The following is a 26,443-nucleotide window of genomic DNA, read 5'->3' on the forward strand; positions in this document are numbered from 1 at the left end:
TACCCATACATTCCGGAAATTACAGTTTTTTTTTATAAAAAATCGAAAAAACATCAACATATTTGTCGATACATGTTGTATAATCTTGCGTGGGAAGATATCATATAAATGTGTAAAACGTTTACTAATATAAGCGAAGGGAAGAATAGCATGTCACATTCAATCGAACAACTTTCTATCAACACGATTCGCACATTATCCATCGATGCGATTGAAAAAGCAAACTCTGGTCACCCAGGAATGCCAATGGGTGCAGCACCAATGGCTTATACATTATGGACTCAATTTATGAAACATAATCCAAATAACCCAACGTGGTTTAACCGCGATCGTTTCGTATTATCTGCAGGTCATGGTTCAATGTTATTATACAGCCTACTTCATCTGTCTGGTTACGACGTAACAATGGATGACTTAAAGAATTTCCGTCAATGGGGAAGTAAAACTCCAGGACATCCTGAGTATGGTCATACAGCAGGCGTAGATGCAACAACTGGTCCACTGGGACAAGGTATTTCGACAGCTGTTGGTATGGCGATGGCTGAGAGACATTTAGCAGCGAAATATAATCGTGATGCATACAACGTAGTTGATCATTATACATACGCAATTTGCGGTGATGGCGATTTAATGGAAGGCGTTTCTGCTGAAGCATCTTCATTAGCTGCTCACTTAGGATTAGGTCGACTTGTTGTGTTATACGATTCTAATGATATTTCATTAGATGGTGATTTAAATCGTTCATTCTCTGAAAGTGTAGAAGATCGTTATAAAGCATACGGTTGGCAAGTAATCCGTGTTGAGGATGGAAACGATGTTGAAGCAATTGCAAAAGCGATTGAGGAAGCGAAAGCTGACGAAAAACGCCCAACGCTAATCGAAGTAAGAACAACAATTGGTTTCGGTTCTCCAAACAAATCAGGAAAATCTGCTTCACATGGTTCTCCGCTTGGTGTTGATGAAACGAAATTAACAAAAGAAGCATATGCTTGGTCAGCTGAGCAAGACTTCCATGTACCAGAAGAAGTATATGATAACTTCCGTAAAACAGTGCAAGATGCTGGTGAAACAGCACAAGCTGAATGGAATACAATGCTTGGCGAATATGCACAAGCATACCCAGAATTAGCAAATGAATTACAAGCAGCAATGAAAGGCCTTCTTCCAGAAGGTTGGGATAAAAACTTACCAACTTATGAATTAGGATCAAAAGCAGCAACACGTAATTCTTCAGGTGCTGTAATTAACGCGATTGCTGAAGCTGTACCATCATTCTTTGGTGGATCTGCAGACCTTGCTGGTTCTAACAAAACATACATGAATAACGAAAAAGACTTCACAAGAGCTGACTACAGCGGTAAAAATATTTGGTACGGTGTACGTGAGTTCGCAATGGGTGCAGCGATGAACGGTATCGCACTTCATGGCGGCTTAAAAACTTACGGTGGTACGTTCTTCGTATTCTCTGATTACTTACGCCCAGCAATCCGCTTAGCGGCGTTAATGCAATTACCTGTAACATATGTGTTTACACATGACAGTATTGCCGTTGGTGAAGATGGTCCAACACATGAACCAGTTGAGCAGTTAGCGGCGCTTCGTGCAATGCCAAACGTATCGGTTATTCGTCCTGCTGATGGTAACGAGTCTGTTGCAGCTTGGAAATTAGCTTTAGAATCTACAAGTACTCCAACTGCATTAATCTTAACTCGTCAAGATCTTCCAACATTAGAAGGCGCAAAAGACGATACGTATGAAAAGGTTGCAAAAGGTGCATATGTAATTTCTGCAAGCAAAAAAGAAAATGCTGATGTAATCTTACTTGCAACTGGTTCTGAAGTAAGTTTAGCAGTTGAAGCGCAAACAGCATTAGCAGCAGATGGAGTTGACGCAGCTGTTGTCAGCATGCCATCTATGGATCGTTTTGAAGCACAATCTGCTGAATATAAAGAATCTGTATTACCAAAATCAGTAACAAAACGTTTCGCAATTGAAATGGGTGCTACTTTCGGATGGCACCGTTACGTTGGTCTTGAAGGAGATGTACTAGGTATCGATACATTCGGTGCTTCTGCTCCTGGTGAAAAGATCATGGAAGAGTATGGATTTACTGTAGAAAATGTTGTTCGTAAAGTAAAAGAAATGCTTTAATGATTTGTGAAAAATCTCTCCGGCATGGAGAGATTTTTCTATGTAAATGAGTTTATTCGACAGAAAAAGTTTTTTCTTTCTCCGCAGTCAGACAATCATTGCATGTTTTCTTTTATATAATGTAGAGAAAAAGGTTGTCCAGAGCGGGAGGGAAAGCATGAAAACGTATGAATTGTATTTAATTCAAGAAGATATTGCGAAGGCGTACTTTGGTCGAGAGTATTTGTTTTTCGATTTATTTGCTCGATTTTCAGAATCTGGTTCCCTTTCGAAAAAGAAAGTGTTATATAAGCAGATGATGTATATTACGATGCCATTACAAGTAATGAAAATTCACCATAAATTAGAACAAGTTCTACGCAGTTTTGGAAAGTATGATCGAACACATCGTACACACATGCTTTATACTGGGGCAGAATATGGCGAAATAACGGTGAAATCACAATATATTCAAATGAGTACATCTGGAAATGTTTCGATGGAAACGACTTTCTTTGAAGTGCTTAGGAAATGTGAATTAACATTTTTAGCGATGGATTATGAAAATAAAAAGTATGGTTGGCTCAATCCTTTGAAACAAGCACGGACATATGTGTAAAAAAATGTCGAATACAATCTTGTCTTATTGAAAAGGTTTTAGTACACTGTAAGGTAGACAACATGAAGGAGGAAAATATATGTCAATTTGGGTAGTTGTTCTAGTGGGCGTATTAGCACTAGTAGCAGGCGTGGCGTTAGGATTTTTCATCGCCCGCAAATATATGATGAATTACTTACAAAAAAATCCACCAATCAATGAGCAAATGTTAAAAATGATGATGATGCAGATGGGACAAAAACCATCCCAAAAGAAAATCAATCAAATGATGAGCGCAATGAACAAACAACAAATGAAATAAGCGCTAAAGGGGCACTCGATAAGAGTGTCCTTTCCTTTTGGAAAACTTTAGTATTTAAAACTTTTAAAAATTCTGCATTTTTGATAAACTGAAAACATCGCTCATTTCAAGGGAGGGGGATATAATGAAAGTATTTTTTAATTTAGCGTGGTTTTTTAAACAAGAAAAACGGGCGTACATAACGGGGATTATTTTGTTGTTTGGTGTAGCACTTCTTGAACTGGTGGCACCAAAAGTAATTGGAATTGTTGTAGACGAAATTAACAACCAAACGTTAACATCTGAAAAGCTGTTACAGTGGGTTGTTCTTTTAGTGGTTGTCGGGATTACAATGTATATACTACGTTACATATGGCGTATTATGATTTTTGGATCTTCTTTAAAGCTAGCGCGTCAATTACGAAAGAAATTATATGAGCATTTTACAAATATGAGTCCATCTTTTTATCAATCACATCGTACGGGGGACTTAATGGCACATGCAACGAATGATATTCAAGCAATTCAACAAACAGCTGGAGCGGGCGTTTTGACACTTGTGGATTCGTTAGCTGTAGGTGGATGTGTACTCTTGGCTATGGGGTTTACAATTAGTTGGAAATTAACATTAATAAGTTTAATTCCAATGCCAATTGTAGCGATTTCTACTAATTATTATGGTACTTTACTGCACAAACGTTTTCATAAAGCACAGCAAGCGTTTTCTGAAATTAACGATAAAGTACAAGAAAGTATGAGCGGGATGAAAGTAATTCGTTCACTCGGTCAAGAAAAAGAAGATTTACAAGCATTTCGAAAGAAGTCAGAGGATGTTGTACATAAAAATATGTTAGTTGCGCGCATTGATTCATTATTTGATCCAACAATTTCTCTTATTGTTGGTTTTTCATTCCTAATCGCTGTGTGTTATGGCTCGCTATTAGTTGTTCGTGGAGAGCTAACAGTTGGTGACTTAATTACATTTACAACATATTTAGGGACGCTCGTTTGGCCGATGCTTGCATTTGGTTGGCTGTTTAATATTATGGAACGCGGCCGTGCTTCATACGACCGTGTGGAAAAAATATTGTCTCAAACTTCAGATGTTGTGAATAGAGAGGGAGCAGTAAATAAAGAGGCAAGTGGTGATATAACATTTGCGATTGATGCATTTTCTTATAAGAAAGATGAAACCCTCAATTTAGAAGATATTCATTTCACTTTGAAAAAAGGTGAAACATTGGGTATTGTTGGCCGCACAGGTGCAGGGAAAACGACGTTATTAAAATGTTTAATCAGAGAATATGATCATTTTAATGGTTCGCTGCTAGTTGGAGGAAAAGATATTCGTGATATGACGCTTCATGGTATTCGCTCTGCTATTTCGTATGTTCCTCAAGACCATTTTCTTTTTTCAGCAAGTATAGGTGAAAATATTGCATTTGGAAAGGCCGATGCTATATATAAAGAAATTGCATGTGCTGCTAATATAGCTTGTATTCATGATGATATTGTTCAATTTCCAGAAGGGTATGATACAGTAGTAGGCGAACGAGGGGTATCATTATCAGGTGGACAAAAACAAAGGATCTCTATCGCGCGTGCATTACTAACAAATGCTGAAATTTTAATTTTAGACGATTGTTTATCTGCAGTTGATGCAAAGACAGAAGAAACCATTTTAACAGCGTTGAAACGAGAAAGAGAGCAGAAAACAACGATTATTACAGCACACAGATTAAGTGCGATTCAACACGCAAATCTTATTCTTGTTGTTGATGAAGGAAAAATTGTAGAGCGTGGTACACATGAACAGCTAATGGGGCAAGAAGGTTGGTATAAAGAGATGTATGAAAGCCAGCAGTTAGAAGCGTTAGTTGAGAAGGGAGGCATATAATGGCTGAGAAAAAAAGAAGCGATTTATGGAGATTACTTTCTTATATGAAACCATATAAAGGCTTATTGTCATTGGCATTTCTATTTCTAGTTGGTGCAACTGTTACAGAAATGATGGGTCCGTTTTTAATTAAGCAGTTTTTGGATGAACATTTAGTTCCGCATAACTTTGAACAATCAGCACTTGTAACCCTATTTGTTGTATATATAGTTGCTCATTTATTAAAGGTTTTATTTACGTATTTAAATTTATTATATTTCCAAAATATTGCGTTCAAAATTGTGCAAGACATGCGGGTTGAAGTGTATGAACATGTACAAAGGTTGTCACTAAGCTTTTTTGATCGCACGCCAATTGGTACTCTCGTATCTCGTATTACTAATGATACGGAAGCAATTAAAGATTTCTATGTGAGTGTGTTATCAACATTTGTAAAAAATGTGGTGTTCCTAATAGGGATTTTGGTGGCAATGTTTTTACTTGATGTGAAGCTTGCTTTATGTTCTCTTATATTAATCCCAATTATGTTTACAATTATGGCGATGTATCGCCGGAAAAGTTCCGTTTTTTATTTAGAGCTTCGGAATCAATTAAGTATTTTGAATGCGAAGCTCAATGAATCGATTCAAGGGATGAATATTGTGCAAGTATTTCGCCAAGAAAAACGGATGCGAAAAGAATTTGAAGAAGTGAATGATAAGCATTACGGTGCTGGACGCCGTACATTAAAATTAGATGCGTTATTTTTACGTCCAGCAACAGACCTTGTTCATATTATGGCTATCGCTTTAGTGCTTGCATTATTTGGTATTAACGCCTTGAATAGTCCGGTTGAAGTCGGTGTATTATATGCTTTTGTTAACTATATTCATCGCTTTTTCCAACCTGTAAATGAAATGATGATGAAACTCTCCTTTTTCCAGCAAGCGCTGGTTTCTTCGTCTCGTGTCTTTCATTTGATGGATGAAAAAGATTTAGCGCCTGTTCAACAAGGGAATGGAGAACCAAAAGTAGATGAAGGAGAAATTGAATTTAATGATGTTACATTTTCTTACGATGGAAAGCGTGATGTTTTAAAAAATGTATCTTTCCATGTGAAACCTGGGCAAACAGTAGCTTTTGTTGGGCATACTGGAAGCGGGAAAAGTACAATTATGAACTTATTGATGCGTTTTTATGATATTAAGTCGGGTAATATTTTTATAGATGGTGCAAACTTAGAAAAATTTGAAGAGCAGGAAATTCGAAAGAGAATTGGACTTGTACTTCAAGATGCATTCTTGTTTGCTGGAAATGTAAAACAAAACATTCGTATGTATAATGAAAGTATTACTGATGAAGAAGTAGAGGAAGCAGCACGGTTTGTGCAAGCGAATACGTTTATTGAAAAGCTACCAGAACAATATGATACAGAAGTAGTAGAACGTGGAGCTGCATTCTCAAGTGGACAAAGGCAGCTAATTGCTTTTGCGAGAACAATTGCGACAAATCCGAAAGTGTTAGTATTAGATGAAGCAACAGCAAATATTGATACAGAAACGGAAGAAGCAATTCAAACAGCACTGCAGCGCATGAGAAAAGGGAGAACAACAATTTCGATTGCGCACCGCTTATCTACTATTCAAGATTCTGACCAAATCTTTGTAATGCATGATGGTGAAATTGTAGAAAGAGGCACACATCAAGAGTTACTGGGTAAGCAAGGGTTGTATTACAATATGTATTTACTTCAGAATAAAGGAAGCCTTCAGAAAGCCTTGTAGTATTGAGGTTTTGAAGGCCTCTTTTTTTATTTTTTTAAATACCACTATCTCTGTAATTTCTGTTACACCTCACATACTGAATTCGTAGTGATACTCTGTTCGTTCAATATATACACCAAATTCTAAATTATCTCCAACTAATATAAAATCTCCATCATACTGATTATAACTTCTTTTTCTAGTAGTATTTTTAAATTCATATTAATACCGATAAAATCTGTGAGTTTTTGTTGAGAAACATTTGTACTATGGATGAATGAAAGGAATTAAGGCACATAGGAAGAATATCGTTTATAAAGAATAAGGCGATGCGGTCAAACTATCCTACTCATTAATTGAATAAATATGACCCTTAGAAATTTTAGAAGAATATGAGACTTGGAAATTATAGCAGTTATTGTATTGCAATAGTATAGCAACCTATAAACTCTGCGTCATCTTTTAAAAAAAGGAGGGTATTTATTATGCAAGCGTCGTTTAAAAGATGTATGGTATTGATTGCTTCCTTCATTTTACTATTTACTTCTTTTAGTGGAATTGCAACTGCTGAGACGAATATTACGCCAATTTATAGTGGAATGCTTCCACCGAAAGAAGCATTCAATCCAGGAGATTGGTTTTTAGGTGAGAAGCCTTTAAATTATGAAGAAAATAGGCCGCCGATTGTTTTTGTACAAGGAAGAAATGGAAGTGCAGATAGTTGGTATGGAAAAACAGTTTATCACGATGTAAACGACATGTATGATTATGCTTATCGTGCGGGATATCAAACTGTGTTTGTTCAACTATACGATGCAGCTGGAAAGGGGTCTGCTAGTCAGTGGGACAATGGTAAATTGTTGGCTGCAAAGTTAGAAGAGATTTATAATCATTTTGGTAAAAAAGTGAATATTGTGGCTCACAGTAAAGGTGGAATTGATACCCAAGCAGCTCTCATTCAATACGGTGCGAATCGTTTTGTAGGAAAAGTTATTACACTAGCTTCGCCGCATTATGGGTCAAATTTAGCAGACTTATCCTATAGTTGGTGGGCGGGATGGCTGGCTTCATTACTCGGACAAAGAGACGATGGCACGTATTCTTTACAAACAGGTGAAATGGCACAATTTCGTTCTGTAATAGATAACAATCCGAACGCTAAATTAAATCGTTACTATACAGTTGCAGGTACAAGTTGGGGGCCGATTTTCTCAGCTTTATCTTTAGGTGGGTTATATCTTTCCGCGTATGGCTCTAATGATGGTTTAGTAAATGAATGGAGTACAAAATTACCGTATGGAACACATTTGTTTACTGATTCTAGATTTGATCATGATGATATAAGAAAAGGTTCAGCTGTCTTTTCTCGAATTGAATCGTATTTACGTACGTCTACTGCTACATCCGTTCCTTCTTATACTTTAAATTATAATAGGGAATTTGTTGATAATTTAAATACTACATCTAATCAAACCATTTTAGGTGGAGAACTGGAGCCGAATAAATGGATTGATCAAACAATTGCGATAGATGCAAAAACTGAAGGCGTTATCTCTGTGTTAACAGCATCTTCAGAAGTGAAAATACAACTTATTTCTCCGTCGGGCAAAGTATATACGAATGAAGATAGTAAGTCTACGGTAGGAGATGAAACTTCCTATTTTAAGGGTGCGTCCATTCGAACATTTAAAATTAATCAAATGGAAATCGGGGAATGGCATGTTAAAATAATGACATCGCATGAAAAAGATGCTTATATGGTTGTTAGTGAGTACCAACAAGAAGCACCGTTTACTTTGAAAATGCCAGGAAAAATTAAAGCTAATAAGGCTGAATTTCAATTGAAATCATCTACTAAAGAATCCATAAAACAAGAGAACCTTTCTCTCAATGTACGGGTTGTTGATCGAGAAGGGAACTTAGTATCTCAATCGAATCAGCTACAAAAGTTTGATGAAAATACGTTCACAGGCTCTTTGCATCATATTAAAAAATCAGGTGTATATAATGTGACGATTGATATTAAAGGTATTAACCCAGGAGGGAAAGCTTACAATCGTACGATTGTGCGTTCTGTGTATATTGAAAAATAAACTGTATTTGCAAAAACAGTATGTTTTAAGACCCGTTATATGCTGCTATTCTTTTTAAAAAGATGTGGAGATAATGGTAAGAAGACTGTAAATGCTTTGGTCTAAGTACAGCGTAATAAAGGTTTATGAAAAATCTCCTATAGGATGGTATGTTTTTACTTTACAATAGAGGAAGCTTTCGGAAAATCTTGTAATGTTGAGGTTTCGAGGGCTTCTTTTTTATGATTGATTCTCTTTAAGTTATTGACTCCTTCTTTTCTTTCATTTATTACAATGTCATTAAGTATTGTAATCCCTAGAATAATTGGATAACATTTTCCTTCTTCAAATTTATATAGATAAATGGTGGGAAAGTCTGTGAATTATTACACCATTAATGTTTAATGTAATTTCTTCTTCAATTAGTTCGTCAATTCTTTCTACACAGGCTAAATATTTTAGCCCGCATTAACGGACAGTAACACTCTCACCTCAAAATTCAGCAAAAGCAATGTCCAGCTCTAGCGGCTAGAATCTCCGGTCGTTTCGCCCCCTCGGACGAGGCAAAAAGCGCCTCTCTGTCGGGGGCTCTAACGTCCTGCGATTCTGATCGAGCCGCTTCCACTTTTCTAAAGAAGTTAGGAGGGAGATGAACTGTCCGTAAAAGCCCGATTGGTGAGGGCTAATAATCAGTGGGGATGAGGAAAACCCCCCACTGATTAAAGTTTCACTTTATATACTTTACTCTTGTCGTGAATCATCTGAAGGATAACTTGTTCATTTTTTATAGTAAATAAAGTATGCAAAATATATCCAAATTTACAGAGCGTTATTATAATACGTAGTATAATAGATTAAAAATGATAGTAAAAGTTTAGATAATATTTGATTAAGCTATAAAGGAGAAAAAAGATGGAATACATACTTATATGTGTCATTTTAGCATTATTAGCTGGAGTGTTTGTATTGTTTTATAAGAACAAACAACTACAATCAGAGAACCAACAAGTAGAATTTGAAAAGGCAAAGTCAATAGAAAACTATCAAACTGAGATAGCCGCAACTGTAGCAGATTATGAAGAAAAGCAGGAGACATTAAAAAACGTAGAACGTAAAAAGTATAATAATTTAAAAGAGAATGCAGCTAGAGAAGTAGAAAACATGAGAGTGATAAAGAATCAATTAGCGATGCAGCATAGTAAAGAGCGTAGTGAAATGCAACAGAAATATAACAACGAGATACATGTGCTGCAAAATCTAATTACAGAGTTAAGAACGTATTCTAAAAATGGTGAAGAAATGAATACACATGAAATATTACATTATATGAAAAGAGGATTTGTTCAGCAAGGAATCATAAATGAAGATGAATTATATATTATCCCAAATGCATTTCTTCCCAAGGTACATAGTAGAAACGGGAATAAAATGGAGTATGCTCGAGTTGATCATATAGTGCTATCGACAACAGGAATATATGTAATTGAGACTGCCGAGTGGCAAGGAAGAATGATACACGGATTGACGAAAGAAAATGCAGGGGTATATTCATTTATAATCGATGAGATTGGTAAATATCAAAATGAATATGAGAAGGAAGAAACATTTGTTTTTATGAAAAAGGGAGATCCAATGACTCTAATGATAGAAAACTTAGGGAACCCTGTCCATAAAGCAAAACATCTTGCAACAATCTTATATGATTATTTGAAAGGGATTAATCCGCAAGCTCTAAAAGAGGAAGTTAAGCCAATTGTATATTTCGGAAATGAGACAAATGGAAGTGGCAATGAAATGATCGATCTTTCCAATGAAGTATTGCCGAGGTTGAATGATAGAGAACAACTCGTTACGTATTTTAGAAATGAAAGATTGGAAGGAAAAGTACTATATATAGTGCAAGAATTACGAGAAATAAAAGAAATGTTCAAGCGTATGGAGGATGTGCAAGTGTAAAAGAATATGGTAAGGTGGTTTTTATGGGAAAATATAGAGATTCTTTATTGTGGGCAACATTGTATGTGTATGTTTTTTTATATTTGTTTATATATATCGCTTTCATATTCATCATTGGCATGGCGCATTCGTCTTACACGATTGTGAGTGTTTTAGCAGTATCAGTTCCGTTTATTTTTTTATTAGTTCTTCAGCGAATTGTTTTACATTTTTCTAGTAGTAATAATAAGAGGAAATGCAAGGATATTATAATTGTGGGAACAGTATTCTTTAGTATTTGTATCGTACAATTAGGGGTAAATGAGTATAATTCGAAGTTTCATGCAGATAGATGGTTGAAAAATGAACAGAAACGAGTATATATGGTAGATGATCTTCTAGGTAAACATAAACTAATGGGGAAAACTAAGAAAGAGACTATACAATTGTTAGGAAAACCAACTGAAACAAAACGTTTTGAGGAAATGAATCAAATAGTTTATTACCTTGGAGATGAAAGAGGATTTATTCCGATAGATAGTGAATGGCTTATTCTTCAATTTGATAGTGATGATAAGGTGGTAGAGTATAAGGTATATAAAGATTGAAATAAAAAGCAGAAGACCATTATGAGCTAGGGTCTTCTGTTTTTTTTTTTTTTTTTGTTAATTTATGTAAAAATAAGTAAAATGATAGAAGTTCCTGTCTGTACGAATTGGGGAAATTTCGTTATACTTTAAACTAGTTTAGTAATCTAGAAGTTTATTAGCTTACTAAATAACTTTTATTATGTTAGAAAAGGAGGTCAGTTAACACGAAATGATTCAATACATAACGTGTTAAACAATTATCATGAAAAAAGGAATTTATAATGTTTTAGCAATGTCAATTGCACTTCAAGTTGTAATGGTGCCAGCTTCTTCATTTGCAGCTCCAGTAGAAAAAACGGTAGGAGTAGCCACTAATGACCAAGCTTTGAAAAGTATTGAGGAACATATGAAAGAACATATGGATCAAGACATCGAAAGTGAAGTGCAAGGAGAATTTCTTGTACATATTATAAAATCGACTCCTTTATACGATTCTGTTGATTTACAGCATGCAACAGGTGCAGAGCTTTCTGAACAAGTAATTAAAGCTTCGAAACGAAAAGGAAATGCATACTATGTACAAACTTCATCTGGAGCAGGATGGATACATAATAGTGATAATAATGTAGAAATTCGGGACGTTTATGCGTTATCTAATAGGAATCTAGTCATCAATGAAGAAACATTTATATACTCTTCGCCATTTGATGCGTTTAAAGAAGAAACTGTATTGCAGCCTCAAACAATTGTAGCGATTTCACAAGCAGGAGATTGGTTCCAAGTTCAAACAGCCGAAGGAATAAAATGGATTCATTCACCATCTGCAAAATTTGAAGGTACGAAAGCATCTATCCTTTCAAATGAGGCGCCTGTTCGTAAAAAGAGAGAGGCTATCATGTATGCAGCGCCAGGAACATTAAATACAGGGAATATATATGGTGTAACATTTAAAGAATGGATCATTCCAACAGGGAATGAGAATATTCGTCCTGGTTATGCGATGGTCCCGAAATATATTACAATTCATGAGACCGCTAATCCTGATGTGGGTGCAAATGCTCAGAAGCATGGACAATATTTATATAATCAAGCAACATCAACTGTTGAATCCGGAACATCATGGCATTTCACCGTAGATGATAAAGAAATTTATCAGCATCTCCCAGTAAATGAAGTGGGATGGCATGCAGGCACTAAGCAAGGAAATCAGGAATCTATCGGAATTGAAATCGCAGTAAATGAAGATGGGAACTATGATAAAGCGGTTGAAAATGCTCGTAAATTAGCTGCATACTTAATGGGTGAATTAAATATCCCTTTAGAAAATGTGAAAAAACATCAATATTGGTGGGGGAAAAACTGTCCGGCCATTATGATTCAGCGCGGGGATTGGGACGCTTTCTTAAAAGGAACGAAAGCGTATTATGATGCGAATCATAAAGATGATATTACAGGTGGATGGTATGAGAAGGATATTCGTGAATTAGCTGCAAAAGGAATCATGCAAGGAGATGGAAAAGGTTCGTATTGGCCTAACCGTGTTGTAACACGTGGAGAATTTGCGACTCTGATTTCTAGATCATTACAATTACCAAAGGGTAAGTCGACATTTACAGATTTAGGTACAACACATTCATCATTAATAGATGGTATTAATAGCGCAGCTAGTGCTGGAATCATTAATGGACGTGGAAATAATATTTTTGCCCCAAATGATACGATTACGCGTGATGAAGCAGTTATTATGATTGATCGTGCATTAAAATATAAAGGAATTACTGGACCATTAGTATCATTATCATTTACTGATCAAGACTTGGCATATGATAAACAAGCTGTGCAGCGTGTTTATGGATTAGGGATTGTAAAAGGAAATGAAAAGAATGAGTTCTTACCAAAAGGTACAGCAACTCGTGCAGAGTCGGCAGCGTTTTTAAATAGAATGCTACATGTGATAGAGGGAAACTAGTAGGAAATAAAAAGCACTTGCGAGTGCTTTTTTATTTTCAGAAAATTAATCCCGCCATTTGTAGGCAGTAAGACCTCCACCTTAAAATTTAGTAAAAATTAAGAAGTTAGATAGGAAATCAACCGTCCGTAAAAATCTGATTGGTGAGGGATGAAGAAAAAAACCACTGATTAAAGTTTCACTTTATTGGTCAGCGGGATAGAATTTTATAAAAAGAAATGGGATTTTAATGGAAAATAATATATAATTAATTTGTTGAATATAAAGATAATAACAAAAGTGGATATACATATGGAAGATTTACAAACACTTGGTTCATTTTTTTTAGGCCTAGGTACAATGTTCGCAGGATTAGGGGTACTGCTTGCAGGTATTGGTGTGTATACAAAATTTTCACGTGAATCAAAATGATGAAAGCGTCCGTACAGGATGATTTTTTCAATATGCTACAAAAAGGAATCGTATATTCTTTATGGAATAAGGAATGAAAATGGCAGGTGAAGTGTATATATAGATGCATTGGAACAATTTCATAATTTTATATCCCAGTTCCATGACGAAATATTACTGATAAAAGGTAGGGGTATTAAGTAATAAGAATGAAAAGGAGGTAAGACGGTGAAGGAAATACCGACTGAGGTCCTGAGTAAGGAATTGATGGAAAGAGAAGGGGTTATATCTATTACAGTTAAAGAATTTGAGAAAATTGAAGTAGCTGGAGTAGTGGTATCGGGACCAGCTGTGATTTTAATTAATCAAGATTAACTGAGTATAGTACATATGATGAATATAGAAAAATAGTAAAAGCATCCTGTGTGGATGCTTTTTTATTTGCTTAAAAAAAGAAATATATTGGATAATAGAGCTATTGGAGGGAAAGAAAATGGCTATTATTATTACAATGTTTCTAATGGGGGTTTTATTAGGTTTTGTGGGAGCAGGTGGAGCAGGCTTTATTATTGCAGTGCTCACACTCGTATTTCATGTGCCGATTCATACAGCGGTTGCAACATCATTAACAGCAATGGCATTTACAACACTTTCTGGAGTTATAAGTCATTACCGAGAAAGAAATGTTGTCGTGAGAATTGGCTGTGTTGTAGGGGGATGTGGTGCAATTGGATCATATATTGGATCTAAACTTGGTGCTGTGATTCCTGCGCATCTTCTTCATTGGTTTACAGCTGGAATGCTATTTTTATCAGCAATATTCATGTTAATTCGTTTGTTTTTTGTGCAAAATCATAGGGAGTTGTCTGCTAGTTTGTCGGATCGGTTAACGCCATCTGTACTAGGGAAAGGAGCTCTGTTAGGAGTTGTAACTGGGATGTTAGCAGGAGCATTTGGAATTGGTTCAGCACCTTTTATTCAGATAGGGTTAATGGTATTAATTGGTTTATCAATTCGTCAATCTGTAGGGACTACAATGCTTGTTATTTTACCAATTGCAATTGGTGGAGGAATTGGATATACTTCGGCAGGATATTTAGATTCCATGTTATTAATGCAAGTATTAGCTGGAACAATGCTCGGAGCATATATAGGAGCAAAGTTTACAAATTATGCACCTCGTATGATTTTGAAATTTTCGATGATTATGACCCCTATTTTGGCTGGATGTATGTTATTAATAGAATAGAAGACGAACTGCTGAGGGGGAGGGAGAGGTGTGTCTGTTCATTTTCATAAACTGTTATGTGTAAGTTTTGGGATTGCATTACTTATATCTGGAATATATCCAAAAGATCCCTTTACATGGTTTTTAGAGGTCATGCCTGCAGTTATTTTAGTACTCGTTTTAATGATTACATATCGAAGTTTTCGATTTAGAACGTTCACATATGTATGGGTTTTTATTCATATGTTAATATTGCTCATTGGGGGACATTATACATACGCAGAAGTACCACTATTCAATTATTTTCGTGATACTTTTGATTTAGAAAGAAATTACTATGATCGTGTTGGGCATTTTATGCAAGGATTTGTTCCGGCATTATTAACAAAGGAAGTACTTATAAAGGTAGTTGGAATTCAAAAAAAAGGATGGTTAGAACTACTTGTAATATCAGTTTGTTTAGCATTTAGCGCGTTATATGAGTTGCTAGAGTTTACAGTTGCAAAACTAACGGGGAAAGGAGCAGAAGCATTTCTTGGAACGCAAGGAGATGTTTGGGATACACAGTGGGATATGACACTTGCGTTAATTGGAGCAATATTAGCAATAGTAGTTTTCCGTGATAAGAAAACTATATAGTAATTTATTAATATGTTTTACGTATGAATTATGTAAGTAATTCATATTTCCCACATAAAAGGATTTGCTATAATATAATGAGTGTAACGTTCGAGTATTCGACGTATTACTAGTATTATATCCCTATCCCTTTTCTAAAAATGCGAACAAGTTTTGCCCTATTCTATTCAAGTTTAATTGTATAGAAATATATTGTTCGATGCCCATTATGGAACGTACATAATGGGAAATCCCGATCCTTAAAGAGGATGCCCCTAATCTTCATGTGAAAATATGATCGGATAGAGAAAGCTGACCAATGTATATGGTCAGCTTTCTTTTTTGTGTAAAAATAATTCTTCGGTAATTTCTGTTTGTAATAGCAGTGTTTTTCCAAAGCGACGTTTGCATTCATCTCTTACTTTTTGAATGGCAAGTGCATGAGAAGTGGCAGACACGGTGACAGTTGCTTGCCGAGATTTTCGATTTTCTTCACAAAAGACACACTCTACAACATATTTAGAAATCATACTCTCATCCTTCCGCTTGAATTTCTAGGAATGAGTTGTCTTTGAAGTTGATATAATCTTTCGTTACAAATTTAGCATTTTCCTCTATTTTCAAGGAGAAGAATAGGGGAAGAAAGAATATTAGCTATGGGAGGAGAGACACATGAAAAGATGGATTGGAGCGGCAGCTATATGTATGAATGAAAAAAATGAAATTTTGATGGTATTACAAGGAAAGAAAGATGAACCGAAAAGGTGGTCAGTACCAAGTGGTGGACAAGAAGAAGGAGAAACATTAGAAGAGTGTTGTATCCGAGAAGTGTGAGAGGAAACTGGGTATGAGGTAGAAATTATAAATAAAATATATGAAAAAAAGGGCGTAACATATGGTATACCCGTTTATGTACATTATTATCTTGTACAACAAGTAGGAGGTTCTATGAATATTCAAGATCCAGATGGATTAATTTATGAAATAGATTGGAAGGATGTTCATGAATTAAGAGAAATCTCTTTAGCCTTTCCAGAGGATTATGAGTTGTTATTAAGGTATGTAAATGGTATGGACAAAAATAGGGGAACTGTATCTGGGAAAATGAATGAAGGAATGATAAAAAGATAATAGAACAAGCGTCAATGATAAAAGACCGCATATTAATTAAGAGTAATGTGTGGTCTTTTATGTGTAGGGATTATTATTAATAGTATTACAAAGTTTTGCTAATTTTAGTTTCTGTATGAGTGTTATTAGTAGCTTTTTTCTTTATCTTGATGTAATAGTAGGCATAACAAAAGATGATAAATGGTACAGTGCAATAGATTCCTAGTCTTTGCTCTGGGATAAAGATAAGACTTATTAATATAATGCCATACAATCCAAAACCAAGAATTGGTACAAGAGGATAAAGTGGAGTTCTGAATTTTAAGTCTTCTAATTTTCCACCGTCGGCTAAATAATGTTTGCGAAAAAAGAATTGAGAAACACAAATTGACATCCAAACAATGATTGTAATGACTCCGGAAATTGAAATGAGCCATAAGTAAACAGTTTCAGCAGCAACAACACTTGTCAAAAGCGAAAAAGCAGAAATAGATATCGTCATGATTAAAGCGTATAGGGGTATCCCGCGTGATGATAATTTCTTTAAAAAGGCTGGAGCCATATCATTTTTTGATAAGGACCAAAGCATTCGAGTTGCGGCGTATAGCCCTGAATTTGCGACAGAAAGAACAGCAGTAAGAATGACAAAGTTCATAATATCAGCTGCATATGGAATATCTATGTTATCAAAAACAGCAACAAATGGGCTCTTTGTTAATCCCGCTTCTTCCCAAGGAATCAAAGCCACGAGGACAAAGATTGCTAAGACGAAGAAAAACATCGTGCGCCATATAATATTTCTAATAGAACGCGGTAAAGTTTTTGCAGGATTTTCACTTTCACCTGCAGCGATTCCGACAAGTTCTGTACCTTGAAAGGAATAATTAACTGTAACCATTGTTAGTAAGATAGCCGCAATTCCATTTGGGAATAAACCACCGTGATTTACGAAATTTGAAAAAAGCGGGGCTGGTTCGTCGCCTTTTAAATCAATTAAACCGAACATAGCGGCGCCACCAAGAATAATAAAAGCGATTATGGCAGATACTTTAATACTTGAAAACCAAAATTCTGTTTCGGCATAACTACGAGCGGATAATGCATTAATAGTGAATATTGTAACCCCAAAGATTAAACACCAAACCCATACAGGAATATCAGGAAACCAACGTTGCATTGTAATACCGGCAGTTGTAAATTCAAGGCCAGTAGTATTCGCCCAGCTTAGCCAATACAACCATCCAATGGTAAATCCAGTTGCGGGATTTATGAACTTGGTGGCATATTCTTGGAAGGAACCTGAAACTGGCATCGCTACAGCAAGCTCACCAAGATAGCATAACGAAATACATTAATAATCCACCAGCAATAAAGGCAAGTACGGACCCACCTGGTCCGGCTTGGCTTATAATAAAGCCAGATCCGTTAAATAGCCCCGTTCCAATTACACCACCAAGTGCAATCATGAATAAATGTCTACTTTTCATCGTGCGTTTTAATTCATTATTTGTATTGCTTAATTGCGTCATTGTTTTCCTCACTTTCATAATTTGTAGGATGAAGATTGATGTTTTTTCCGCATTGTGGAATGTATTCCGTGATGTAGAATTATGTTCTAATTTTCAGATAATTAAAAAGAAAAGTCAATATTTTTTGTTTGCGTTTCCAAACTATTATTTTTGGTTTTTATTTTTAGAAAATTTAATTGATTTCAGTTTGAATTTTTGCTAAATTGATAGTTAATTAAGGTTACTAACATATTACAAGTAAAGTTGAGGCGAGTTATGGTACAGTCCATTGATCGAGCGCTAAGTATTATTAAGTTATTGAATTCTACAAATGAAAAAGAGTGTTGGGCTATTTCTGATATAGCTGATAAAACACATCTCCCGGTTAGTACGGTACATAGGTTACTTAACTCTCTAATGGAGCATGGATTAGTTACGCAAATTTCAGAAACAAAACAGTACACAACTGGACCGATGTGGATGGAAATAGGATTACGTCAATTAGAGAAGGTAGACTACAGATCTGTTGCAAGAGAAGTGATGAAGCGTTTGGCCTCTGAAGTTGAAGAAAGTGTTTACTTGAACATTCCAAATGGAACACATTCTATCATTATTGAAAGAATTGATAGCCCTTTAAAAATTCGAGTTATCGATAACTTAGGGGAACAGATTCCTCTTTCGATTGGCGCCGCAAATAAAACGATGCTTGCCAATATGAAAACGGATGAAATGGAACGTATTGCAGAACATTTACTTTCTTCTTTACCAGAACAAAAGCAAGTTCTTTTTGATCAAATCGAACAGGTAAGAAATGAAGGATATGCTGTAAGTTATGGTGAAAAAACAGAAGGAACAGCTTCAGTAGCTGCACCTATTATAGGATTTAATCATAAAGTAGTAGGAGCATTAAGTATTGGGTTAATTAGTCATCGTATTAATGATGATCGACTATCTTTTCTTATTAGTAAGGTAAAACAAGCAGCTAGTGAAATATCAATAAAAATCGGCAGAATATCAGAATAATAATTTTGATAGCCTGTCGTCATTTTTTATTCGTATAACGGAAATGAATTTCATAATGTGGAAAAATGGGGGGATTTATATGCTGAAATGGCAATCAAAAGAACAATTGGTTCAATTATTAAGCAATCTTGTTGAAATTCCTAGTATTACTGGCTCGGAAGCTGAAGTTATATTGCCAGACTTTGTTGTGGAACAATTATCTGACTTACACTATTTCAAACAAAATCCGCATCATTTGCAAAAAAATCCGACAGGGGATGGGAGATATTTTGTTACGGCCCTAGTAAAGAAAAATAATAGTACAAGAAATACAGTAATTCTTGTTAGTCACTTCGATGTTGTAGATGTACAAGATTATGGTGTGTGGAAAGCAGATGCATTTGACGCTAAAAAATTAACATCTATGTTTTATTCTCATAAAGATGAACTACCAAATCATGTGCGTGAAGATATAGAACAAGGGGATTGGCTATTTGGTAGAGGAACAATGGATATGAAATGTGGTCTAGCTTTGCAAATGGCGATGATTGAGCAAGCTTGTGAAGGAAGGTTTGATGGGAATGTTCTTTTATTGGCTGTTCCAGATGAAGAAGTAAACTCTGTAGGGATGAGGGCTGCTGTTCCAAAATTGTTAGATTTAGCAAAAGAACATGATTTAGAATATAAAACGGTCCTAAATTCAGAGCCTATGTTTACACAATATCCAGGTGATCAAAATAAGTATATTTATACTGGTTCCATTGGTAAGGTGTTACCTGGTTTTCTTTGTTATGGAAAAGAAACACATGTAGGCGAACCTTTTGCAGGGTTAAATGCGAGTTATATGGCTTCATTATTGACAGCTGAATTAGAATTAAATACGGAACTTTGTGATATTGTAGAAGGTGAGGCGAGTCCTCCACCAACTAACTTGTTACAAAGGGACTTAAAGGAGGATTATTCTGTACAAATTCCTCATCGTGCAGTCACATTATTTAATTTGTTTTTACTAGAAAAAACGATGACAGATGTAATGGCGTTGTTACATCAAAAAGTAACAAAAGTAGCAGAGAAAATCGAAGAGTCGTATGAGAATCGAGCATATCAGTTTTCGAAGTATAATCCATTCATACCGCCTAATCTTAAAGTGAATGTATTAACGTATGAAGAGCTTATCGCTTATGCAATTGAACAACATGGGCAAGAAAAAATAGATAGTATTCAATCTGCTATTATAAAAAATAGAGGAAATAAAGACGATTGTGCAGTAACAATTGATTTGGTTGATAAATTAGCTATTTTATGCAAAGAAAAGGCACCAATGATTATCCTTTTCTTTGCTCCACCGTACTACCCAGCTGTGAGCTCACGCCACAATCCTTTGATTAAAGAAGTAGTTGGGGAGATGGAAAGATACGCTCACTACAATCATGGGATGACATTTAAAAATCAAAATTATTTTGGGGGAATTTCAGATTTGAGTTATGTGGGCTTACAGTACCCAGCAGATTCGATGAATTCACTGGTAGACAATATGCCATTATGGAATAAAGGTTATTCGATTCCACTCCAGGAATTAGAAGAGTTTGATGTTCCAGTATTAAATATGGGACCGGTAGGAAAAGATGCACATCAATGGACGGAGCGACTGGACATAAATTACGCATTTGAAACGCTATTAGATATGTTACCTATATGTATTGGGAAATTACTTGTTCCTAATAAAATTACGCAGTCATAGTTAAGTCTGTATAAGAGAGAAAGAAATTTCAATTGAAATTAAGAAAAGGGTAAAAAAGTAGCGTTATACTACAGTTTCTATCCTTTTTCTTGTAATGATTTATTTTTATTCGAAGCCCCATTGATCGCGATAAAATAAGAGTATAGTGCTATTTAGTGTAACCAAGATAAGAAAAGTGGAACAATGACTAAACTTGCGCCAGCTGTTAGAAGCATAGATAAACTTGCGATTGTACCTTCAACTGGTCCGATTTCAAATGCTTTTGAAGTGCCAGTTCCATTTGCGCTAGTACCTAGCATAATCCCTTTCGCGATGGCTGTTTTAATACGGCATATGCGAATGAGAGAAGGACCTAAGAGTGCTCCTGTTAATGCTGTTAGTACAACAAATACAGCTGTTAATTGAGACATACCACCAATCATTTCTGATATTGCCATCGCAATTGGTGTTGTTACGATGTGTGGTGCCAAGCTATGTTCCAGCGATGAATCAATTTGAAAGGCATTTGCTAGTAAAGCTGAGGTAATAACGGATAAAAAAGAGCCAACAATAACATTAATTAGAATGGCACTTGCATGTTTTTTTAACAGATCAAAGTATTTATAAATTGGCCATGCAAAAGCAACTGTTGCTGGCTTTAATAACTCAGTTAGCCAGTGACCACCTGAATCGTATGTTTCATAAGAGGTGTCTAATCCGAGTAATAATGCAATTAAAACAATTGGACAAACGAGAAGAGGAGAAAGTATACTCCAGTTCCAGCGTTGGTACAGTTTTTTAGATATCCAATATGTGAATAGTGTTAATGATAAACATAAAAAGGCAATCATTGTGTTGATCCTTTCCGCTTTAATAGCAATTCTGTTAAAAGACCAGTTACAAGTGTTACGCAAAGAGTACTAATCATGATAATTAAAATGAGATCGATACCATATTGTGATAGCGTATCTTTGTAGCGTATAACAGCGACAGCAGAAGGAATAAAAAATAAAATAAGTTCTTTTAATAAAAAGTCTGATCCGTCTTGAATCCATTCTTTTTTCACTAGGTTAAATTTTAATGAAATTAATAATAAGAAAATACCAATAATACTTCCTGGAATAGGGAGGTGTGCCTGTTTTGCAATCCATTCACCTGTCCAAGCAAAACAAAATAATAGTAAAATTTGTCCGCTTAATTTCCACCATTTCATACAGTAACACCTCTTTCGTTTTTTACATAAAAATTGTAAAAAGAATTAACAATTTCTACTATACGTTCTTTCGAAATATTTGTCTAATATATAAATTATATGTTATTAATTTATTATACATATTAATGGAAAAGGGTGTCCAAAATGGAATTACGGCATTTGCAATATTTTGTTGTGGTGGCAGAAGAGCTACACTTTGGGCGAGCAGCTGCTCGTTTACAAATGACACAGCCACCACTTAGTCAACAAATTCAGCAATTAGAAAAAGAAATGGGAGTTACGTTATTTTCAAGAACGAAGCGGAAAGTTGAGCTGACAGAAGCTGGAGAAATGTTTTTTAAAGAAGTAAAAAAGGCATTTGATCAGATTGATAAAGCAGTTGAGGTGGCACAAAGTGCGCAAAGGGGAGAAGTTGGTTCGCTTTCAATTGGATTCGTAGGGGCTGCTATATACGATATTTTACCGTCCATTGTTAGAGAGTATCGAAAGAAGTTCCCAAGAGTATCTGTTGCACTGCATGAATTATCAACACCAGATCAAGTTCATGCGCTTCATGATAATCGAATTGATGTTGGGTTTTTACGTCCGCCGATTAATACGCAATTACTAGAATTAGAACCAATTCAAAAGCTTTCTTGTACACTATGTTTACCAAAAGCGCATCCACTAGCAGAGAAAGAAGAAATTCATATTGAAGATTTGCAAGATGAACCATTTGTATTCATAACTAGACCGGTTTGGCCTGCGCTATATGATACAATTTTATCATTATGTAGGAACGTTGGATTCAGTCCGCATATTGTACAGGAGGCAACAGAGTACCAAACTGTTATGGGGCTTGTAGCAGCGGGGATTGGAATAACAGTGATTCCGGTTTCTGCTAATAAGTTGTATAAAACAGAAGTTGTATATAAAGCTATATATGATTCTAATTTTGTAGCAGAGATGTCAGTTGCATACCGGAAAACAAATAGTAACCCTGAGCTGTTAGAGTTTTTAAAAATTGCTAGGGAAAAGAAACGAATAGAAGTGGAAAACGATAAGTAAAATGACAAAAAAGAGGAGATGCTATTCTGATGCATCTCCTCTTTTTATTTCAATACTGACTAAGTAGACATGTTCATTTTCTCGGAGCAATCGTTGGCGTGACTCTTCATCTTCTATAGAGAGTGCGGATATATGGTTTTTATTTGTTTTTATCCAAGCAGCAAGGACTGTTCTTTTATTATATTCTATGTTTTGAGGATTGTTAATTTCTTCAAATGTAGATCCATTAATATTAGGTAAGCCATCTTCAGAAGCAGTCATGGAACTACCATCAATACCTATGAACCATTGCCAAGTTTCATTATTCGTATGTTGAAATATTTGCTGACCAACGGCTAATTTTGTTTTTTTATCTATAAAGTCGGAAGAAGAAAGCCTAACTATATCTTTTATTTTTTCTCCATTTTGGTAATATTCAATAGTTGTAAATATTTCAGCTTGTTTATGAGGAATGGTAACTTCATAAAAAGAAACATGTTCTTGTTGTAAGGGTAATAATTGTAAAAGAGCAGTTTCCTTTTCTGATAATTTATATGGTTTTACAATTGTGTATGAGTCTGTATTTAGTTGGACAATACAACTACTAAGAAAAGCAATCAATAAAATGATGCTGAGAAGAAGAAGTTTTCTCATTTAATCCCTCCATACTAATATATTTGCCTTTATAGTTTTTTTTCTGTTTCAGTATAACCGTAGACATAAAGTCATTTTTCTCCGACTTAAGACCTAGTAAAGATTCCGGTTGTAGTTCGATGTTAAAAAAGTAATATTTTTATACACTGGTAGTATAGAAGATTGGACGTTATAAAGTAAGGTAGGGGAATCAATTATGTCTTTATTTCGGTTAGCAAGGAAAAATATACAGAACTATGCTGCCCAAAGATTAAAGCAATTTATATGGATTGCGTTGAGTACAATGTTATATTTTTTTGTTATATCTATTCGATCTAATGAAGCGGTAATAGAAAAAATACAGCATATACAGTTTTGGTTAGTTTCATTATATTATGGGGAAATTTTGTTGTTTTTCACATGTGCAGCTGTTACATATCAGATGACAAAAAGGTTCTTAAAAAGTAGGAAACAAGAATTGCTGTTATATAAAACTGTTGGTATGCAAAAAAGAAAAATTTTTTGGTTATTTTGTCAGGAACAACTGTTGATTTGCGGGGGAGCGATTCTTTTTGGTTTAATTCACGGGATGTTATTTTTGAAGTTATTTACAGTGATTTTTATAAAGTTAATAGGAGTTCATGGGATAAATAGCGTACCTATTACAATATACGCATTATGGGTAACAACGATGCTAGTTAGTATAATAACCTTATTATCAATATGGCAATGTTATAAGTTTATTCGGAATTTTCAACGTGAACAATTATATAAAGTCGAGGAAAAGGCATGAGGCATCATGTCTTTTTGTTCGTTTTACAGCAGAAAATAATCATGATACAGTGTAGGGAACTGAAAAAGTGTTGAAAGAAAGGTTGTATGGAATGATAAATGAGCAGAAGTCTATAGTAAAAGTTGATCGATTAACAAAGCGAATCGGTTCAAAGACATTAGTAGAAAATATAAGCTTTGAAGTGAAAAAAGGCGAAGTGGTTGGTTTGTTAGGACCAAACGGTGCTGGGAAAACAACATTAATGAGAATGATGGTCGGTATGATTCGCATGACTGAAGGGGAAGTATGGATAGATGGTCAATCTGTAAAACAGGATTTTGAAAGTACAGCAGCAAAAATTGGTGCAGTTATTGAAAACCCAGAATTCTACCCTTTTTTTAGTGGTTATGAAAACTTAACATATTTTGGACGTATGAATGGAAATGTTACGGAAGAACGCATTGATGAAGTAGTCCAATTATTAGGTATGGGACAGGTTATTGATCGAAAAGTAAAGGCGTATTCACTAGGTATGAGACAACGATTAGGAATTGCGCAAGCGCTCGTACATAATCCAGAGGTACTCATTTTAGATGAACCGACAAATGGATTAGATCCAAATGGTATTCATGAAATGCGAATGTATATAAAGAAAATTGCGCATGAGCAAGGAAAAGCTGTGCTTGTTTCGAGTCATTTATTATCTGAAGTTGAATTGATGTGTGATCGAGTTATTATTATTCAGCACGGAGAATATGTAGCAACACAAAATATTCAGCGAGATGATAACTTAGAGATGGAGACGATACATATACGTGTGGATGATGTGAAACAAGCAGCTGAACTTTTAGAATACGATGTCACGATTCAAGATAATGAATTGGTTATGACTGTGGAAAATGAAGAAATTCCAAATGTGATTCGTACATTAACAGAACAAGGGATTCGCATTTATCGTGTGTATGAAGAAAGAAAAACGTTAGAAGAGAAGTTTTTAGAATTAACAGGGGGCAAGGATATTGTTTAATTTAATTTATAATGAATTATATAAAATCTTTAAGCGAAAGCGAACGATTATGCCGTTTGCCGTCATTGCGATTTTAGTTGTTGGTTTAGGATGGGTATCGATCAAATATTTACCAGCCACATCAGGCGATTGGAAAGTAGAATATACAGAGAGAACAGCGGAAATTGAAAAAAAACTTGGTATGACAAAACACGATATTTTAATGCAAAGATCAGGAGACGAACTTGTAAAAGAGTATCAACTGAAAATGAAACATTTAGATACAAATACTCCACCAGCAGATGATTCGCCTCTTTCATTCATGAGAGGTACTGGTTTTATCGTCTTTCCAATTTTGTTGCCATTTATTCTTGTATATGCAAGTACTATTTTTTCAAACGAATATAATTGGGGCACATATAAGTTTTTAATGATACGTCCAGCAAACAGATTTAAAATTTTAACAGCGAAGTATGTAGCAATTGTTATTTTTTCGGCACTTTTATTTATATTTAATATGGTATTTTCAATTTTCTGTGGACTTATTATTTATAAATTTCAACAACCAGCCTGGACAGAATTTGTCATGCAAAGCGGGAAAATCATTGAACAAAATATTTTTGTAGAAGCAAGCAAATATTATCTTTTAGAATGGATACCAACTCTTGTGTATGCAGCATTTGCCTTTATGATTTCAGTTTTAACGAGATCGAGTGGGGGAGCAATTGGGATTTCTTTATTCGTTGCATTGTCTGGTAATTTAGTGTTGTTACCGGCAGCAAGATATGAATGGGCAAAATATTTATTGCCAGCGAATACGAACTTATATGGAGCTTTAACAAGTGGAAGCTTTATTCAAGGCGTAACATTTCCATTTGCTTCTTGTATGCTTTTGATCTATTTACTCGTGTTTTTAGGGATTTCCTATACTGTATTTTTAAAGCGCGACTTAACATAATAACAGATGAAAAAGCCGTTAAGAA

Annotated in this window: 22 protein-coding genes and 3 pseudogenes; 19 read left to right on the forward strand and 6 right to left on the reverse strand. The window is 35.1% G+C overall.

Translation table 11 applies throughout. The features are described 5' to 3' along the window. The first annotated feature begins 150 nt into the window (after positions 1-150). The 5 genes from tkt (at position 151) to HRG09_RS20270 (ending at position 6,689) form a co-directional block, all read left to right on the forward strand. On the forward strand, positions 151-2,151 hold the full coding sequence (gene tkt / locus HRG09_RS20250; protein WP_174102660.1) for a transketolase: 2,001 nt from the start codon (positions 151-153) through the stop codon (positions 2,149-2,151). Between the two features lie 157 nt (positions 2,152-2,308). After that, the gene (gene sirA / locus HRG09_RS20255; RefSeq protein WP_174102661.1) at positions 2,309-2,749 is read left to right on the forward strand and encodes a sporulation inhibitor of replication protein SirA; all 441 of its coding nucleotides are present in this window, start codon (positions 2,309-2,311) and stop codon (positions 2,747-2,749) included. 79 nt (positions 2,750-2,828) lie between these two features. Beyond that, positions 2,829-3,050: a YneF family protein gene (locus tag HRG09_RS20260; RefSeq protein WP_003199214.1), complete on the forward strand. Its 222-nt coding sequence runs from the start codon at positions 2,829-2,831 to the stop codon at positions 3,048-3,050. Positions 3,051-3,174: 124 nt separating this feature from the next. Further along, positions 3,175-4,926, forward strand: coding sequence for an ABC transporter transmembrane domain-containing protein (locus HRG09_RS20265; RefSeq protein ID WP_174102662.1), 1,752 nt, complete (start codon positions 3,175-3,177; stop codon positions 4,924-4,926). Then, positions 4,926-6,689, forward strand: coding sequence for an ABC transporter ATP-binding protein (locus tag HRG09_RS20270; protein WP_174102663.1), 1,764 nt, complete (start codon positions 4,926-4,928; stop codon positions 6,687-6,689). The genes HRG09_RS20265 and HRG09_RS20270 overlap by 1 nt, the downstream gene beginning before the upstream one ends. Positions 6,690-6,758: 69 nt before the next feature. Here HRG09_RS20270 and HRG09_RS29835 read toward each other — a convergent pair. Further along, positions 6,759-6,845: pseudogene (locus HRG09_RS29835) on the reverse strand (YxiF family protein); the annotation flags it as partial. Positions 6,846-7,153: 308 nt separating this feature from the next. On the opposite strand from HRG09_RS29835, the gene HRG09_RS20275 reads away from it, so the two are divergent. From HRG09_RS20275 to HRG09_RS20305, 7 genes are all read left to right on the forward strand, one after another. After that, a complete protein-coding gene (locus tag HRG09_RS20275) occupies positions 7,154-8,761 on the forward strand; it encodes a lipase family alpha/beta hydrolase (protein WP_174102664.1) in 1,608 nt (535 codons plus the stop codon). 891 nt (positions 8,762-9,652) lie between these two features. Further along, a complete protein-coding gene (locus HRG09_RS20280) occupies positions 9,653-10,696 on the forward strand; it encodes a nuclease-related domain-containing protein (RefSeq protein WP_174102665.1) in 1,044 nt (347 codons plus the stop codon). Positions 10,697-10,719: 23 nt separating this feature from the next. Then, positions 10,720-11,283, forward strand: a complete 564-nt coding sequence (locus HRG09_RS20285) for a hypothetical protein (protein WP_174102666.1) — start codon at positions 10,720-10,722, stop codon at positions 11,281-11,283. Between the two features lie 244 nt (positions 11,284-11,527). Further along, positions 11,528-13,234, forward strand: coding sequence for an S-layer homology domain-containing protein (locus tag HRG09_RS20290; RefSeq protein WP_174102667.1), 1,707 nt, complete (start codon positions 11,528-11,530; stop codon positions 13,232-13,234). 618 nt (positions 13,235-13,852) lie between these two features. Further along, the gene (locus HRG09_RS20295; RefSeq protein ID WP_174102668.1) at positions 13,853-13,999 is read left to right on the forward strand and encodes a BC1881 family protein; all 147 of its coding nucleotides are present in this window, start codon (positions 13,853-13,855) and stop codon (positions 13,997-13,999) included. A gap of 118 nt (positions 14,000-14,117) precedes the next feature. Continuing rightward, on the forward strand, positions 14,118-14,873 hold the full coding sequence (locus HRG09_RS20300; protein ID WP_174102669.1) for a sulfite exporter TauE/SafE family protein: 756 nt from the start codon (positions 14,118-14,120) through the stop codon (positions 14,871-14,873). A gap of 30 nt (positions 14,874-14,903) precedes the next feature. Continuing rightward, positions 14,904-15,491, forward strand: coding sequence for a DUF2238 domain-containing protein (locus tag HRG09_RS20305; RefSeq protein ID WP_174102670.1), 588 nt, complete (start codon positions 14,904-14,906; stop codon positions 15,489-15,491). 308 nt (positions 15,492-15,799) lie between these two features. On the opposite strand, the gene HRG09_RS20310 is transcribed toward HRG09_RS20305, so the two are convergent. Continuing rightward, positions 15,800-16,000 (reverse strand): DUF3903 domain-containing protein, encoded by a 201-nt coding sequence (locus HRG09_RS20310; RefSeq protein WP_017151403.1) that lies wholly within the window; start codon positions 15,998-16,000, stop codon positions 15,800-15,802. Positions 16,001-16,142: 142 nt separating this feature from the next. Between HRG09_RS20310 and HRG09_RS29085 the strand changes: the two are divergent. Beyond that, positions 16,143-16,601: pseudogene (locus tag HRG09_RS29085) on the forward strand (NUDIX hydrolase). Between the two features lie 85 nt (positions 16,602-16,686). Here the strand turns inward: HRG09_RS29085 and HRG09_RS20325 are convergent. After that, positions 16,687-18,109: pseudogene (locus HRG09_RS20325) on the reverse strand (amino acid permease). A 255-nt stretch (positions 18,110-18,364) separates the two neighbouring features. On the opposite strand from HRG09_RS20325, the gene HRG09_RS20330 reads away from it, so the two are divergent. Together HRG09_RS20330 and HRG09_RS20335 are read left to right on the forward strand one after the other, a co-directional pair. Next, entirely contained in the window at positions 18,365-19,111 is a 747-nt protein-coding gene (locus tag HRG09_RS20330) for an IclR family transcriptional regulator (RefSeq protein ID WP_174102673.1), read from the forward strand. A 79-nt stretch (positions 19,112-19,190) separates the two neighbouring features. After that, the gene (locus HRG09_RS20335) at positions 19,191-20,831 is read left to right on the forward strand and encodes a M20/M25/M40 family metallo-hydrolase (protein ID WP_174102674.1); all 1,641 of its coding nucleotides are present in this window, start codon (positions 19,191-19,193) and stop codon (positions 20,829-20,831) included. A gap of 152 nt (positions 20,832-20,983) precedes the next feature. Here the strand turns inward: HRG09_RS20335 and HRG09_RS20340 are convergent, their stop codons facing one another. Further along, positions 20,984-21,661 (reverse strand): LrgB family protein, encoded by a 678-nt coding sequence (locus HRG09_RS20340; RefSeq protein ID WP_174102675.1) that lies wholly within the window; start codon positions 21,659-21,661, stop codon positions 20,984-20,986. Next, positions 21,658-22,023, reverse strand: a complete 366-nt coding sequence (locus tag HRG09_RS20345; protein WP_174102676.1) for a CidA/LrgA family holin-like protein — start codon at positions 22,021-22,023, stop codon at positions 21,658-21,660. Before HRG09_RS20345 ends, HRG09_RS20340 begins: the two co-directional genes overlap by 4 nt. 144 nt (positions 22,024-22,167) lie before the next feature. On the opposite strand from HRG09_RS20345, the gene alsR reads away from it, so the two are divergent. Continuing rightward, a complete protein-coding gene (gene alsR, locus HRG09_RS20350) occupies positions 22,168-23,070 on the forward strand; it encodes an acetoin biosynthesis transcriptional regulator AlsR (protein ID WP_174102677.1) in 903 nt (300 codons plus the stop codon). A gap of 21 nt (positions 23,071-23,091) precedes the next feature. On the opposite strand, the gene HRG09_RS20355 is transcribed toward alsR, so the two are convergent. Then, positions 23,092-23,703: a hypothetical protein gene (locus HRG09_RS20355; protein WP_174102678.1), complete on the reverse strand. Its 612-nt coding sequence runs from the start codon at positions 23,701-23,703 to the stop codon at positions 23,092-23,094. 196 nt (positions 23,704-23,899) lie between these two features. On the opposite strand from HRG09_RS20355, the gene HRG09_RS20360 reads away from it, so the two are divergent. The 3 genes from HRG09_RS20360 (at position 23,900) to HRG09_RS20370 (ending at position 26,418) form a co-directional block, all read left to right on the forward strand. Then, complete coding sequence (locus HRG09_RS20360; protein WP_174102679.1) at positions 23,900-24,475, forward strand: FtsX-like permease family protein; 576 nt, start codon at positions 23,900-23,902, stop codon at positions 24,473-24,475. Positions 24,476-24,566: 91 nt separating this feature from the next. Further along, entirely contained in the window at positions 24,567-25,481 is a 915-nt protein-coding gene (locus HRG09_RS20365; RefSeq protein ID WP_174102686.1) for an ABC transporter ATP-binding protein, read from the forward strand. Further along, the gene (locus HRG09_RS20370) at positions 25,474-26,418 is read left to right on the forward strand and encodes an ABC transporter permease (RefSeq protein WP_174102680.1); all 945 of its coding nucleotides are present in this window, start codon (positions 25,474-25,476) and stop codon (positions 26,416-26,418) included. Before HRG09_RS20365 ends, HRG09_RS20370 begins: the two co-directional genes overlap by 8 nt. Positions 26,419-26,443: the final 25 nt, after the last annotated feature.

Origin of the sequence: Bacillus sp. Xin1, from assembly GCF_013314535.1 — a bacterium.
Taxonomy (GTDB): Bacteria; Bacillota; Bacilli; order Bacillales; family Bacillaceae_G; genus Bacillus_A.